At 66.9% G+C, this 13,744-nt stretch carries 11 protein-coding genes and 1 pseudogene; 5 read left to right on the plus strand and 7 right to left on the minus strand.

All coding sequences use genetic code 11. The annotated features are described in order from the left end of the window. Positions 1-1,404 (minus strand): annotated as a pseudogene (locus VKI00_RS06095) (glutamate synthase subunit alpha); the annotation flags it as partial. A 661-nt stretch (positions 1,405-2,065) separates the two neighbouring features. Here VKI00_RS06095 and VKI00_RS06100 point away from each other — a divergent pair. The 3 genes from VKI00_RS06100 to VKI00_RS06110 are packed head-to-tail and all read left to right on the plus strand — an operon-like array spanning position 2,066 to position 3,743. After that, a complete protein-coding gene (locus VKI00_RS06100) occupies positions 2,066-2,275 on the plus strand; it encodes a hypothetical protein (protein ID WP_324436108.1) in 210 nt (69 codons plus the stop codon). Beyond that, on the plus strand, positions 2,272-2,655 hold the full coding sequence (locus VKI00_RS06105) for a nuclear transport factor 2 family protein (RefSeq protein WP_324436109.1): 384 nt from the start codon (positions 2,272-2,274) through the stop codon (positions 2,653-2,655). The genes VKI00_RS06100 and VKI00_RS06105 overlap by 4 nt, the downstream gene beginning before the upstream one ends. After that, positions 2,652-3,743 carry a MinD/ParA family protein gene (locus VKI00_RS06110; RefSeq protein WP_324436110.1) on the plus strand — a complete coding sequence of 364 codons (1,092 nt, stop codon included), beginning with the start codon at positions 2,652-2,654 and terminating at the stop codon, positions 3,741-3,743. The genes VKI00_RS06105 and VKI00_RS06110 overlap by 4 nt, the downstream gene beginning before the upstream one ends. Here VKI00_RS06110 and sigI read toward each other — a convergent pair. Then, complete coding sequence (gene sigI, locus VKI00_RS06115) at positions 3,740-4,639, minus strand: RNA polymerase sigma factor SigI (protein WP_324436111.1); 900 nt, start codon at positions 4,637-4,639, stop codon at positions 3,740-3,742. The genes VKI00_RS06110 and sigI overlap by 4 nt on opposite strands. 122 nt (positions 4,640-4,761) lie before the next feature. Between sigI and VKI00_RS06120 the strand changes: the two genes are divergently transcribed. Together VKI00_RS06120 and VKI00_RS06125 are read left to right on the plus strand one after the other, a co-directional pair. After that, positions 4,762-5,616, plus strand: coding sequence for an NAD(P)H-binding protein (locus VKI00_RS06120; protein ID WP_324436112.1), 855 nt, complete (start codon positions 4,762-4,764; stop codon positions 5,614-5,616). Positions 5,617-5,631: 15 nt separating this feature from the next. Then, positions 5,632-6,081 carry a nitroreductase family deazaflavin-dependent oxidoreductase gene (locus VKI00_RS06125; RefSeq protein ID WP_324436113.1) on the plus strand — a complete coding sequence of 150 codons (450 nt, stop codon included), beginning with the start codon at positions 5,632-5,634 and terminating at the stop codon, positions 6,079-6,081. Between the two features lie 12 nt (positions 6,082-6,093). Here the strand turns inward: VKI00_RS06125 and eccA are convergent, their stop codons facing one another. From eccA to VKI00_RS06150, 5 genes are all read right to left on the minus strand, one after another. Beyond that, positions 6,094-7,947 (minus strand): type VII secretion AAA-ATPase EccA, encoded by a 1,854-nt coding sequence (gene eccA / locus VKI00_RS06130; RefSeq protein ID WP_324436114.1) that lies wholly within the window; start codon positions 7,945-7,947, stop codon positions 6,094-6,096. 76 nt (positions 7,948-8,023) lie between these two features. Then, positions 8,024-9,556, minus strand: coding sequence for a type VII secretion protein EccE (gene eccE, locus VKI00_RS06135; RefSeq protein WP_324436115.1), 1,533 nt, complete (start codon positions 9,554-9,556; stop codon positions 8,024-8,026). Further along, the gene (mycP, locus tag VKI00_RS06140; protein ID WP_324436116.1) at positions 9,553-11,205 is read right to left on the minus strand and encodes a type VII secretion-associated serine protease mycosin; all 1,653 of its coding nucleotides are present in this window, start codon (positions 11,203-11,205) and stop codon (positions 9,553-9,555) included. The genes eccE and mycP overlap by 4 nt, the downstream gene beginning before the upstream one ends. Continuing rightward, positions 11,202-12,683, minus strand: coding sequence for a type VII secretion integral membrane protein EccD (gene eccD, locus VKI00_RS06145; RefSeq protein WP_324436117.1), 1,482 nt, complete (start codon positions 12,681-12,683; stop codon positions 11,202-11,204). Before eccD ends, mycP begins: the two co-directional genes overlap by 4 nt. Then, entirely contained in the window at positions 12,683-13,711 is a 1,029-nt protein-coding gene (locus VKI00_RS06150; protein WP_324436118.1) for a MinD/ParA family protein, read from the minus strand. Before VKI00_RS06150 ends, eccD begins: the two co-directional genes overlap by 1 nt. Positions 13,712-13,744 lie beyond the last annotated feature (33 nt).

Below are 13,744 nucleotides of genomic sequence, written 5' to 3' on the forward strand. Positions count from 1 at the left end.
CAGCTGGCGCAACACAACCCGATGGTGCGGCATCCGCACATAGTCGCCCTGCGGCAGTTCGGCCAGCGGAATCAGTCCGTTGTCCAGCCACTGCTGGTAGGGCTGCTCGGCGGCCAGTTCGGCCTTGATCTCCTCGTCGGAGACGATGCGGCCTTGCGCGGTGTCGACCAGGAACATCCGGCCGGGCTGCAGCCTCATCTTGCGCACCACCGTCGACGGGTCGAGGTCCAGCACGCCGGCCTCGGACGCCATCACCACCAGGCCGTCGGCGGTTACCCAAATGCGCGACGGGCGTAGGCCGTTCCGGTCGAGCACCGCGCCGATGATGGTGCCGTCGGTGAACGTCATCGACGCCGGGCCGTCCCACGGCTCCATCAACGATGCGTGGTACTGGTAGAACGCGCGTCGCGCCGGGTCCATCGACGGATGGCGCTCCCACGCCTCGGGGATCATCATCAGCACCGCGTGCGCGAGGCTGCGCCCGCCCAGGTGCAGCAGTTCGAGCGCCTCGTCGAAACGCGCGGTGTCCGACGCGCCCGGGGTGCAGATCGGGAACAGCTTGTCGACGTCGTCGTGGGAGCCGAAGACGTCGGTGTTGATCAACGCCTCGCGGGCCCGCATCCAGTTCTCGTTACCGGTGACGGTGTTGATCTCGCCGTTGTGGGCGATGCGGCGGAACGGGTGCGCCAACGGCCACGACGGGAAGGTGTTCGTCGAGAAGCGGGAGTGCACGATGCCCAGCGCGCTGGTCAGCCGCTGGTCCTGCAGATCGAGGTAGAACGCCTTGAGCTGCGGGGTGGTCAGCATGCCCTTGTAGACGAAAGTCTGACCGGAAAGGCTTGGGAAGTAGACGGTTTCGCGACCCGGGCCGTCCTGCCCGGGGCCTTTGGTACCGAGTTCGTGCTCGGCCCGCTTGCGGATGACGTAAGCGCGCCGCTCCAATTCCATGCCGTCGGCGCCCGCGATGAACAGCTGCCGGAAGGTGGGCATCGCGTCGCGGGACAGCGCGCCCAGCGACGACTCGTCGGTCGGCACGTTGCGCCAGCCGAGCGTCTGCAGACCCTCGGCTTCGACGATCTTCTCGACCGAAGCGCACGCCGCCGCCGCCTCTTTCGACGATTGCGGCAGAAATGCGATGCCGGTGGCGTAGCTGCCCATTTCGGGCAGGTCGAAGTCGACCACCGACCGCAAGAACTCGTCAGGAACCTGGATCAAGATGCCGGCGCCGTCACCGCTGTGCGGCTCGGCACCTTGCGCGCCGCGATGCTCGAGATTGAGCAGCGCGGTGATCGCCTTGTCTACGATGTCGCGGCTGCGGCGGCCGTGCATGTCGACGACCATGGCCACCCCGCATGAGTCGTGCTCGAATGCGGGGTTGTAGAGCCCGACGCGGTTGGGCGCCATTCCCACCTGACCCTTCACCAGAACTTTCTTGCCGCCGAATTCACGAATCTCATCCGTTGGCGCCGCGCCCGGGAGGCTTGCGGGCTGGGCCCCATCGGTCTTGTCGATATGCTGGTCGCCTGGCGGCGGTGATCCGGTTGGGGATCTATCCGTGCAGCGCTGGACGGTGGCCCTGTCCCCGGTTTTCGACAAGTCGTAAAACGATATGACAAAACCCGCCTGACATGCCAACTTGACCAATACTAACCCGTCGGTTGCGGGTGCCGCTTGGCTCGGCGGGACGGCTGCACCGCTTTGCCGGGTCAGCATGGGTCTATGGGTATTTAGGCTTGCCCGGGGTGTGTTTACGAGGCAGGCAGCGGCGGGCTGATATTCGTCGGATCCTTAGCGGAAATTTGCTGTGATCGCGGTCAAATGACGCTCACATCACCGGCTGGCTCACTCGCAGGCGTCGGAGGCCGGTGATGCACCTCACCAAAAGGCGAGGCAGGACGCGTCTGTTGTGCCGATTGGGGTCACAGTTGCGGGTCTTCGGGACCGCCGGGGTCGGTAGCGAATGCGTTGTGGAGGAAGTTGCCCAGATTTTTTTGCCGCATCGGCGGCGACCTGGGCAAACGGCGCCGCTAGCGGGCCGCCGGCTCCCGGACCGGCCGGCGAGACGATGCTCGACGGCTACTACACCGGGTTCCTCAGCGACAGCGAAGTCGTCGCCGAACGGTGGCGATGGGTCCGCGTCGAACCGCAGTCGGCAGCAGGTGTCGACTTGGACGCCGTGGTGCTAGGTGAGCCGCAACGCATCTACGATGCGATTGTCGGGCGTAGCCGCTTCGATGGACCAATTCCGCTCGCGCAGCTAACGGAGCACCCATGAGCTTGGGCAAAGAGGACGTGCGCAGGCTCATCGACACCTACCTCCGCGCATGGACCACGCAGGATCCCGATCTGATTCTCACCGTCTTTACTCCGTCGGCGACGTATCGCGAGCGGGTACTAGGCGAGCCGATCCTCGGCCACGCCGGCATTCGGAAGTATTGGCAGACCAAAGTCGTCGAGGAACAGGCCAACATCTCCGCCGAGTTGCTCAGCCTCTATCTCGACGGCACCACCGCGATCGCCGAGCGGGAGGCGCGGTTCGACGACCTGGTCAAGGGCTACCGCAAGCGGATGCGCGAGGTGGCGATCCTGGAATTCGATGGCGATCGGGTCGCGGGCTTGCGTGAGTACTGGACGTCCGAACGCCTGAGCTCATGACCGAGCGTGACGACTTCCTGCGGGATCGGTTGCGGCCCGCGCCGCCCGGCCAGCCAGCACGACCGCCACAGCCCCCAGACGACGGCCCTCGACCGGCGCCACCACCATGGCGCGCTACGGTGGGACCGCCCGCCGGGTCTTACCGGGCTCGGTTGAGAGAGCTCGACGTATCGCCGCCGGAACCGCCGCGCCCCACCCCTAAGTACGGCTGGCGGCGCATCATTTTCAAAGCCACCTTCGGCCTAATCAACCCCGGACCATCGGCGCTGGAGAAACAAGAAACGGCCTACAAGACCACCATCGGGTCGGCGCTGCACGGTAACTACAAGGTGGGCGTGCTCGGCAAGGGCGGGGTCGGGAAAACCACCATCGCCGCCAGCGTCGGGTCGATCTTCGCCGAGCTGCGCCGCCAGGACCGGGTGGTGGCGGTCGACGCCGACACCGCCTTCGGCCGGCTGGGCAGCAGAATCGACCCCCGGACCAGCGGCTCGTATTGGGAGCTGGCCGCCGATCGAAACCTTCAGTCGTTCGCCGACGTGACCTCGCGGGTCGGCAGCAATTCGGCGGGCCTGTACGTGCTGGCCGGCGAGCCCACGGCCGGTCCGCGGCGGGTGCTCGATCCCGCGCTGTATCGCGAAGCCACGTCGCGGTTGGACCGTCACTTCACCATCGCGATCATCGACTGCGGCTCGACCATGGACGCGCCGGTCACCCAGGAGGCGCTGAGCGACCTGGACGCGTTGATCGTGGTCTCGTCGCCGTGGGCCGACGGGGCGTCGGCGGCCGCGCAGACGATGGAATGGCTGGCCGCACATGGCCGTACCGGTCTGCTGCAGCGCACCGTGGTGGTGCTCAACGATTCTGACGGGCACTCCGACAAGCGCACCCGTTCGGTCTTGGCGCATCAGTTTCTCGACCGCGGACAAACGGTGGTGGAGGTGCCGTTCGATCCGCATCTCCGCCCCGGCGGCGTCATCGACGTGAAAGAAGAGATGGCACGCACGACGCGGGGCAAATTCCTGCAGATCGCCGCCGCCGTCGCGGGATTCTTCGCGTCGCGGCCGGACGAGACCCGGGAGAGCCGCTAGGGTTGAACCTCCGCTACGTCCATCCGCGCCGACGGGTCCGCGGTGGCTTCGATCTTGGTGACCAGGTGTTCGCGGATGGTCAGCACGATCACGGCGAACAGCCGTCGTTCGGCGAAAGCCAGCAAGACGGCCTGCCCGGCGGGACCGCTGACCACCGTCACGCCCGGCCCCAGGTAGCGCAGCAGGTTGACGGCGACATCGTGCGGGCCGTGGTTGATCTGCGGTGGCAGCGGTGGATCGGCCAGCAACGTCCCGACACCCCACACCGTCGGATCCAGCACCGCCGCCAACGCCTGCAGGTCACCGTTGGCGCACGCGGTGATGAATTTCTCCGTGACCAACTGGTGTTCCGCCGCGGGCACATCGCCCGGCTTCGGCTGGGCTGGTTGAGCCATGGCGAATTTCGCCCGCGCACGCCGCGCCAGCTGACGACAGGTGCCCACCGGGCGGCCCACCGTCTCGGCGATGGCGTCGAACGGAACCGCGAACACGTCGTGCAGCACAAACGACACCCGCTCGGCGGGACTGAGCCTGCGCAGCACCTCCAGCAACGCCGTGCGGACCTCGTCGTCCAGGGTGACCCGATCAGCGGGGTCCAGCCGACGAGATTGGTTGAGCGCGGCCACCTCTGGGTCGATGTCGCCCGGCCGCTCGTAGCGGGCGCGCGCCGAACGCACCTGGTCGAGGCAGAGCCGACCCGTTACCACCGTCAGCCAGGCACGGACATCTTCGATCTCATCGACATCGGCGCGCGAGAGCCGCAGAAACGCCTCCTGCGCAACGTCTTCGGCATCACCGACGTCCCCCAACATCTGATACGCCAGGTTGACCAAGTACGGGCGATGCAGACGCCAGGCCTCGGTGAGCTGGTCTTTCGCTGACTGCGGTTGGCTCATTCATTCACGACGATCTGGGGCGCGAAAAAGTTACATGTTCCAGATGTAACTCTCCCATCTTCTGGCCCGTCGTAGATGAAAAGCACTCTTTGAAAAAGACCATCCTGTCGAAGGAGACCACTATGACGATCGTCGTGACCGGAGCGACCGGCAATGTCGGGCGCCCGCTTGTTTCGGAACTCGCCGCCGCGGGTGCACGGGTTCGTGGGGTCACCCGCACACCGCAGACCGCCGGATTTCCCGACGGCGTCGAGGCTACGAGTTCTGCGAGCTCGGCTATCGACGCGCTAGCCGGAGCGTCGGCGGTGTTCCTCAACTCCCGCGCGCTGGGCCCCGACCTCAGCGAACTCCGCGACATCGTGGCGTTGGCAAAGCGCAGCGGGGTCACCAAGCTGGTTGCGCTGTCGGCCATCAACGCCGACGACGACTTCTCCCGGCAGCCGTCGCGGTTTCGCGGCGACCGCAACAAGGAGGTCGAACAGGTCGCCATCGACTCCGGCCTGGACTGGGTGAGCCTGCGGCCCGCGGTGTTCGCGTCGAACTTCGTCGGCATGTGGGCGGCGCAGATTCTCGCCGGCGACGTAGTCGGTGGCCCCTACGCCGCGGCCTCGGCCGCGCCGATCGTCGAAACCGACATCGCAGCGGTGGCCGCGCAGGCTTTGCTAACCGATGAGCTTGTCGGACAACAGATCCCGCTGACCGGGCCGCAAGCGCTCACCAATTCCGAACTGGTGGAGATCATCGGCCGGGTCCTGGGTCGCCCGCTGCGCTATTTCGAGGTGCCGCCGGATGTCGTGCGGCAGCGTTTCATCGGTCTGGGTCTCGGCGCCGAATTCGCCGACGCCTACACAGCGATGCTCGCCGACGCGCTCGACAAGCCCGCACTCGTCACCCGCGAAGTCGAGAAGATCACCCGTCGCCCGGCAACCACCTTCGCCCAATGGGTTGCCGACCACCGCAACCTGTTCACGAAATAATAAAGGAGACAAAACATGTCCGATCCCCGCCGCCCCCCGCGTTACCTCAAGCCGATGAACAAGTTCATGATGGCCGTGCAGAAGCTCGGCATACCGACCGGGCCCGCCATGGTGTTGACCGTGCCCGGACGCAAGTCGGGTCAGCCGCGCAGCACGCCGATGACGCCGTTCGAACTCGACGGCGGCCTCTATGTGGTCGCCGGCTATCCCGGCGCGGACTGGGCGGCCAACGCCCGGGCCGCGGGCACCGGCACGCTGAGCCGGGGCCGCCGCTCGCGGCCCGTGAAAATCATCGAACTGACTGCCGCACAAGCGCGCCCGATACTTCGGGCGTTCCCGGTGCAGGTCCCGGTTGGTGTGGCGTTCGCCAAGCGCTCCGGAATGGTCACTGACGGCACCTCCGATGAATTCGAGGCGCTGGCCGGCCGGCTCGCGGTGTTCCGTTTCGACCCCGTCACGCCCTAAGGGTCAAGGCGCTTAAAGCTGGACCGGCACATGCTTTTCCGCGCATGCGTCGACGACGGCCGCGACGATGTCCTGGGTACGCAGCGTCTCCAGGTCTTCGACGGTCACCGAGCCCTTGTCGGTCCGGTGCTGTGCGGCTACCCGAGAATCGCGCAGCCGCTCGGCACGCTCGACGACGTTGCGGGCGAAACGCCCGTTCTGCATCACGTCGATTCCGTGGCTGCCGTTGGGCGCGAGGTAGGCGCGCAGCGTCTTGCAGGCAATGTTCAGTGCCTCGCGCGCCGCGGGCTCGATCACAGTCGCGCGCGGTGCCCCGTAACGGACCGCGATCTCCACCAACTCGTCGGGAGCGTACGACTCGAAGCGCAACTTGCGATTGAACCGGCCCGCCAAACCCGGGTTGACGGTGAGGAATTCGTCGACTTCCTTCTCGTAACCCGCACCGATGAAACAGAAGTCGAACCGATGCACCTCGAGCGCGACGAGCAGCTGGTTGACCGCCTCCATGCCGATCATGTCCGGTCGGCCGTCGTGATGACGCTCCACCAACGAGTAAAACTCGTCCATGAACAGGATGCGGCCCAGCGAGCGGGCGATCAGCTCGTTGGTCCGCGGGCCGGACGCGCCAATGTGCTCGCCGCAGAAGTCGGCCCGTTTGACCTCGATGATCTCGGGATGCCGCACGATGCCCAGCCCGGCGTAGATCTTGCCCAACGCCTCTGCGGTGGTTGTCTTTCCGGTTCCGGGTGGACCGACGAGGAGCATGTGGTTGGTCTGATTGGTCACCGGCAGCCCGGCGGCCAGTCGCAGGGCCCGGACCTCGATCTGGTCCTCGATTTCGGCCACCGCGCGTTTGACTTCGCTCAACCCGACCTGGTTGTTGAGCAACGCGCGGCCTTCGGCCAGTAGCTCTTCGCGCCGCTCTTCGTTCTGCTCTTCGCGGCGATCCTGCTCGGACCGCTCGGTGGAGACGTCCCATTTGTTGCTGCGGGTGTTGATGGTTTCCTCGTCGGTCACCACCAGCTGCAGGTTCGCGTCGGCCAAAGCGTCTTTCGCCGGCTCGATCAGCGCCCCGTTGATCGTCGCTCTGGATAACCAAACCTGGGCCTTGTCCTCCTGATCGAGCTGACGGTGAGCCATCCCTCGCACATAGGCGAGATCCGCTGCGATCAAAGGGAACTCATTCGGATCGATCGCGGTCACCGCGGTATCGGTCAGCTGGTGTCGTCGTGCCTCGCCCGCGCCGACGTGTCCGGCCCGCAAGTCGACCCGGTCTGCCCAATCCAGCGCGACACGTCCCTGCCCGAGATGAGCCGCCGCATGCGCGGCCAGCGCGTTGGTGGCCGCGGTGACCGCCGACATGATGATCGCCTGCGGCGGCAATATGGTGGCCGCCACCGAGATGACGTCCGGCCAGCGCTGCGTGGCGAACATCAGGTAGGCCCGGACATACTGCTGCCACTGATGGTTCTCCCAGGTATCCAGCAGCGTCGAATCTTTCAGCACCGATTCGGCTTTCTCGTACTGCCCGTCATCAACCAACGCGCTGGCCAACGCCAACCCGGCGTGCGATGACTCGGTCACCGAGATCGCCAGATACGGCCCTGCTTTGATCGACGCCGACAGCCGGACACCGAGCCGGTTGGTCTCCCGGTGCAGCCGCGCCCCATACGCGTACAGCTGCTGCAGAGTCGACAACTCCTCGTCGCCGGCGGCGATCCGGCCCAGCCACGCGTCGGCCATCGACGGGTCGATTTCGGTGGCCTCGCGGAACCGCGCCTGGGCGCCCGCCTGGTCGTTGTCGAACAACGCCATCGCCTGATCGAACCGCTTGCGTGCGGCGGCCGTCGTACTGGCGCTAGTCATGCGCGCCGCTCCTCTCCCCCGCAAGCGGGAGGTGCCCCCACATCGCTCCGGCTCCGCATCGTCGCCGGCGCGTCATTTAGTCCACCGATTCGAGCTCGGTTGTCCTCGGGGTCGTCGGCTCTGACGATATGTAACGATTCTCGGCCCGGAACAACTCGACCTCAACCGTATGGAGTTGTCCAGCCGCCGTCACGTCGACGGTCGCCGGGCCGATCTGCGTGATGAGCACGTCGGCCGATCCCCGGTACGGCGTTCCCGGCTCCCCGATCGAGATCAGGGTGTTCGGCCGCGGCGCGGGAGTGACCGTGCCGTCGACCACGCTGACCGTGGTCCCCGTCATCGGCCTGGCCTCATCACTGACCGCAATGTCGGGCATTCGCACGCTGGCCCACCGCTGCAGGTCGCGGGTGTGCACGGTGATCCGCTCGCCGGCACCGGCCAGCCGCACCACGATTCGTTTGGCCAGGGCGTCCTGCGCGGCGATGTGTACCCGACTGAACTCGCCCGGGTCGTCGAGCGGCAGCGTCAGCCGGTTGCCGGCGTCGACCTTGCCCAGCAGCACACCGGAGGGCCCGATCGGGATGATCAGGGGTTGCGCCAGCATGCCGCGACGCAGACCGTGCAGTGCCGGCATGGGCCCGCAGAGGTTGGCCGCGATCGCGCGGGCCTGCTCGCCCGACAGCGTCTTCAGCATCACGCTCGGCGGCGCTGTCGGCGGCTGTGCCGAGCGCACGGTCACCGTTGCCATCATGCTGCCGTCGCCGAACACCGTGATGTTCTGGATGATCCCGTCGGCCCGCAGCGCCCACGCGTGTTCTAAGTTCTCCGCGGTGATGTCGCTGGGCCGATACCAATACGTCGTCAGCCAACCGCCCTCGCCTCGCACCGTGTGCCACCGCTGGTGACGCGCGCCCAGCGCGGACGAACCGAGCCGGCGCTCCAACTCCACGATGTCGATGGCGGTGGCGACCTTGGCGCGAAGGCCCCGCTGACGCAAGGCCGCACTGATCCGCTGGGCCGCGGCAAGCGTCGCGGTTCCGGCCGAGGTACGCCATTGCAGCGCTTCGGCATTGGCGAGCGACGCGATCCGCACGATCAGCCATGTCTCCCGCTGGCCGGCATACGGTGGGGTGCCGATCAACGTGTCGTAGACCCGTGGGTAGTCGCCGCTGCTACGCCGCCGGGCGCCGACGCTGACCACGCTGAGCGATTGGATCGCCAGACCCAGGCTCTGGCGCAGCAGCGGCAACAGATCGGCGACGTCGACGGTGTTTTCGGTGTAGGTCGCCGTCGAACCGGTGAACAGGGTCGGCCGATGTGCCTTGCCGAGCAGTTGCACGGCCACCACCGCCACGCCGTCCTGGAATCGGACACCACCGCCCGCGCGGTCGTTGGCCACCGTGATGGGTTCGGTCAAGGTGATCGCCCGACCACGCTGGCGCAACAAGTTCAGCCACGACCAGGCCGGCTGACCGCGCCAGGGGATCACACCGGCCGCCACCGCGAGCAGCAAACCCACTGCGGCGCCGGGATATCCGGCCAACGCCCAGCCGACCAGGCCGGTGGCAAGGACGCCGACGATGACCGCCAGCCGTGTCGTGGCCGTCATCGCTCTCGCCTAGCCCGGGCAACAAGCGACGCGATCACCACCGCAGCAATGACCAGACCGGCGAACACAATTGCCACGTTGCGGGCACGGTGATCCGGTGGCGGCGGCGGCGCGGCTGGCACGATCAGCCGGCTCTGGGCGCCGGGCGCCAGGCGATCCCCGGGCGGCACATTGAACGTCAACGCGGCGACCGGATCCACCACGCCGTAGCCGACCTGGTTGTCCACCCCACGCGGCGGGTTATGCGCGGTCTGCAGAATCCGGTTGATGACCTGATGGGCGGATAACCCCGGATACTTGGCGCGCACCAGCGCGGCCACACCGCTCACGTAGGCCGCCGAAAAGCTCGTCCCCCAGAACGGCATGTTCTTTTCACCCGGCCGGATCGGCGGATAGGCGTTCACCGGTCCCCCGGTCTGCGGCGACAAGCCCATGATTCCGACGCCGGGCGCCGCAGCGGCCACCCACGGGCCGGACAGGCTCTTGCTGATCGGAGCGCCGGTGTTGTCGACGGCGCCCACCGACAGCACGTAATCCGAGAACCACGACGGCGACGACACCGTCCTGACTTGATGCCAGTCACGCGGGTCAGTGGTGTCCAACGGGTCGAAGCCGGGATTCTGGGCACACTCGTCTTCGCCCTCGTTACCGGCTGCGGCGACGACCACCGCGTCCTTCACCGTCGCGGCGTACCAGACCGCCGCACCGATAGCGGTCTGGTCCAACGGGTCCGCCGCCGATACGCACGCGGTGACGCTGATGTTGATCACCTTGACACCCATGTTGGCCGCATGCACGATCGCGCTGGCCAACGTGGCGACGGTGCCGGCTTTCTTCCGGGCGTCCATGTCGCCGCCACCCGGATGCTCCGGCTCGTAGGCGCGCGAGGACTGACGGATGGAAATGATCGTCGCGTGCGGCGCCACTCCGCCGACCCCGTCGGGCGCTCCGGGCAGAGGTGGCGGCACCTCGGGGTCGTCCGGCTGGCCGGCGACCGCATCCCCGGGCCCATTCGACGGTTCGTCGGGCGGCGGCGGCGGCGGTGGCGGCGGCGGAGCCGGTTTGGTCTCGGTGACCGTCACCGGCGACGGCGGCGGGGGCGGCGCTACCGGCGGCGGTGGTCCGCCCGGCGGCGGTGGTGCCGCGTCGGTGGCGGGCGGTGCCGCCGGCGGCGGGAAGGCCGGGACGGGCGGCATCGGGGGAGGCATCGGAGCACCCTGGGGTGCGGCGGCGATCAGCGACGCCACGATGGTGCCGTGCGCATCGCAGTCCATCAGTCCGTCGCCGCCCATGATGTAGTCGCCACCGGGAACCACCGGTAGCCGGTGGCTGGGGTTGACCCCGGTGTCGATGACGGCGACAGCCACTCCGTTGCCGGTCGAGTACTGCCAGGCCTTCCCGATGTTGAGCATCAGGAAGCCCGGCGCGGGAACCGCCACGTTCGGATCGGCGACCGTGATGGTTCTGGCGCAGATGTTGCTTTGCCGCATCGGCTGATCGGGGCCCGGCTTGCCGTCTGCAGGGACCCGGCCGGGGTCGACGGTTGGCCGTGGAATTGCTTGGGCCGCAGGAAGACCGGTCGATAAGCCGACCAGCATGCCGGCAAGCATCAGGGCGGAGATCCGCCGCGGCACCGAGGCACACTTCATCGCATGCGCACCCAGGTGAACAACCCGCCGATCCACGCGGCCAGCGGCAGTGCCGCGATGATCGCCACGATCTCCAGCCATTCGGCGATCATCCGCACCAACGGGGTGAACCTGGTGATCGGGACCAACAGCGCCGCCACCAGACCGCCGCCGCCGAATCCGGCCAATACCAGCGCTGCCCACAGCACCGAACCGGACGATGCCGCCGGCTCGTGCAGAACGTATTTGATGACGCCCACGCAGACCGCGGCGGCGGCCCCCAGCACCAGCGCAATGGCCTGCCGCTTGTCGGCGAACGCCCGTCCGCGGCTGAGGAAGATCAGCACGAACAAACCGGAGAGCACCAAGGCCGCGCCGCTTCGGTGATGACCGGGCATCAGCGTGGCCCAGACCGCGGCGGGCAGCGTCAGCGCGGCGGCCACGCAGATCCCGGTCAGTACGTTGTTCGCGCGTACCGCGCTGGCCGCGACCTGCGTCCCGCGCGGCGTGGTGTCCGGGCTCAGTTCCTCCTCGGCGGCCTCGTCCACCGGCGACACCGCGTCGACCGGTAGTCCGGCGCTGCGCCGGAAAAGGTCGCGGCCGGTGACCGACCCGAAGTACGGCGGCCGGATCCGGGCGGACCAGAGCGCGATCGTGGGCGCCAGCGTCAGCAAGAACAGCAGAACGACCAGGGTGCACATGCCCAGCCACTGGGCCGGAACCGGCCGCCACATGCGGGCAATGGCGACCACCCCGCCCAGAGCGCACAGCGTCACGATCGTCGCCGCGACGTTGATGTGCCGACCGGTCATCACCGCTATCCCGCAGGTGAGCATCCCGGCCGCGAGCGCCGCGATGAACAAATGGGCTGCGCCGAGGTTGCCCGGAGCGCCCGCGCCCAGGCTCACCGCAAGCAGCGGCATGGCAATCCAGGCGAACCCGCCCAGCAGGTCGGCGCGTTGCGGCCACCACCGCGCCACCAGGCCCGCGCTTCCTATCGCAAGCAGGCCGAGAACGCCCGTCACAATGCTGGGGATTAGCGAGTCGCTGGCGGTGCGGTTCCGCAGAGCTAATCCCAGCACCGACGCCGAGATCATCGCCAAAATGGCCAGCGAGGTGTGCGCCGCGGTCTCGGACGTGACGGGTTCGAATAGTTTCTTACCGATCCGGGCAAGGCCGGTGGATAACGACTCGTATTGCGGCTCGAAGGAGTCACCCTCCACCGCCGGCACCAGCACCAGCGTGGCTCCGTCCTCGACGCCTAGTTCGTCGAGGGTTTTGGTCACATCCAGCCGCACTCCGTTGGCTTTGTGCAGTTCGTAGCCGATTCCGGATTCCAGCCCGATCAAACCCCGGCGTTTGAGTTCGTCGTTGAGCAACTCGACAATGTTGTCGACGAAGACCTCAACCGGTACCGACGCCGGGTATACCTGCGAGAGAAGGTGTTCGCCACATACCACCGCAACTGCGCATCGCGCCGGAAATGCAACCTTGGCCATTACCGTGGCCTGTCAGCGTCGGGGACATATTTGTCCGCCAACGCCGCAGTGATCTCAAATAGCCGTAGCCGTGTTTTCTTCTGCAATTCGTGTTGTGTATCGATGATCCCGCCTTTGGCCAAATGCGGGTCGAAAGGCATGAATTCGACCGTCGCTCCCGATTGGCTGAAACGCTCGGTAAGATAGGCTCGCGCGTCGGCGTCGTATTTATTGCGACTGTCATTCAGAACGACCATGCTGCGAGACACTAATTCGTGATAACCCATCGACCGCAGCAAATCGATTGACCGGGTGACCGGCAGCGAGGTGTCGGCGGTAAGCCCCGACACGAACACCAGCGTGTCGCACGCGTCGAACACGGCCTTCATCACCGGGTGTTCAAGGTCGTCGGAGGTGTCCACCACGATCACGTTGTGGGTGCGGCGCAGCCGCGACAGCACACCGGCGAACATCGACGGCACCAGCGGGCGGGGTTGGTCGGACGCCCGATTACCCGCCAGCACATCGAGCCCTAAGCTGTTCTGCCCCAGGTGTTCCCGGATGTCGGCGTAGCCCTGGACGTCGGTGTCGTTCAAGACGGCGGCATAATCGCCCGGTGGCGACTCGTCGATCCGCCCGGCGAGTGTTCCGAAGCCGGGCGCGGCGTCGATGGCGACCACGTTCTCCGGCCGGCACTCCCGGAAGACCGCGCCGATGCACGCCGTCATCGTGGTCTTGCCAACGCCGCCCTTACCGGAAACCACCCCGACGACATACTGCTTGCGGATGTGCCGGCGTATCCGCCCCTGCAATTCGCGGTAATGCCGTTCGGCCGGAGATTCACCGAGATTGATGGTCTGAAATGACGCACCATACATGAACTTGCGCCAGCCCGATCCGGGCGGAATTTTGCGCGGCGCGACCATATCGGAGATGCGCAATGTTTCCGAAACAGAGTCCGGGTGCTGAGCACGCGAACCCGCCGGTTGTCGCGGCGTTTGCCGACCTTGCTCGGGTGAATTCGGTGCCGCATTCCACGGATTTGTCACGATGCCGATGCTAACATGCGCGCCATACCCCCT

Source organism: Mycobacterium sp. (genome assembly GCF_035314665.1).
GTDB lineage: Bacteria > Actinomycetota > Actinomycetes > Mycobacteriales > Mycobacteriaceae > Mycobacterium.

Coding starts and splice junctions, on each gene's coding strand:
- VKI00_RS06100 (WP_324436108.1), top strand. CDS start 2,066: ATGCTCGACGGCTACTACACCGGGTTCCTCAGCGACAGCGAAGTCGTC.
- VKI00_RS06105 (WP_324436109.1), top strand. CDS start 2,272: ATGAGCTTGGGCAAAGAGGACGTGCGCAGGCTCATCGACACCTACCTC.
- VKI00_RS06110 (WP_324436110.1), top strand. CDS start 2,652: ATGACCGAGCGTGACGACTTCCTGCGGGATCGGTTGCGGCCCGCGCCG.
- sigI (WP_324436111.1), bottom strand. CDS start 4,639: ATGAGCCAACCGCAGTCAGCGAAAGACCAGCTCACCGAGGCCTGGCGT.
- VKI00_RS06120 (WP_324436112.1), top strand. CDS start 4,762: ATGACGATCGTCGTGACCGGAGCGACCGGCAATGTCGGGCGCCCGCTT.
- VKI00_RS06125 (WP_324436113.1), top strand. CDS start 5,632: ATGTCCGATCCCCGCCGCCCCCCGCGTTACCTCAAGCCGATGAACAAG.
- eccA (WP_324436114.1), bottom strand. CDS start 7,947: ATGACTAGCGCCAGTACGACGGCCGCCGCACGCAAGCGGTTCGATCAG.
- eccE (WP_324436115.1), bottom strand. CDS start 9,556: ATGACGGCCACGACACGGCTGGCGGTCATCGTCGGCGTCCTTGCCACC.
- mycP (WP_324436116.1), bottom strand. CDS start 11,205: ATGAAGTGTGCCTCGGTGCCGCGGCGGATCTCCGCCCTGATGCTTGCC.
- eccD (WP_324436117.1), bottom strand. CDS start 12,683: ATGGCCAAGGTTGCATTTCCGGCGCGATGCGCAGTTGCGGTGGTATGT.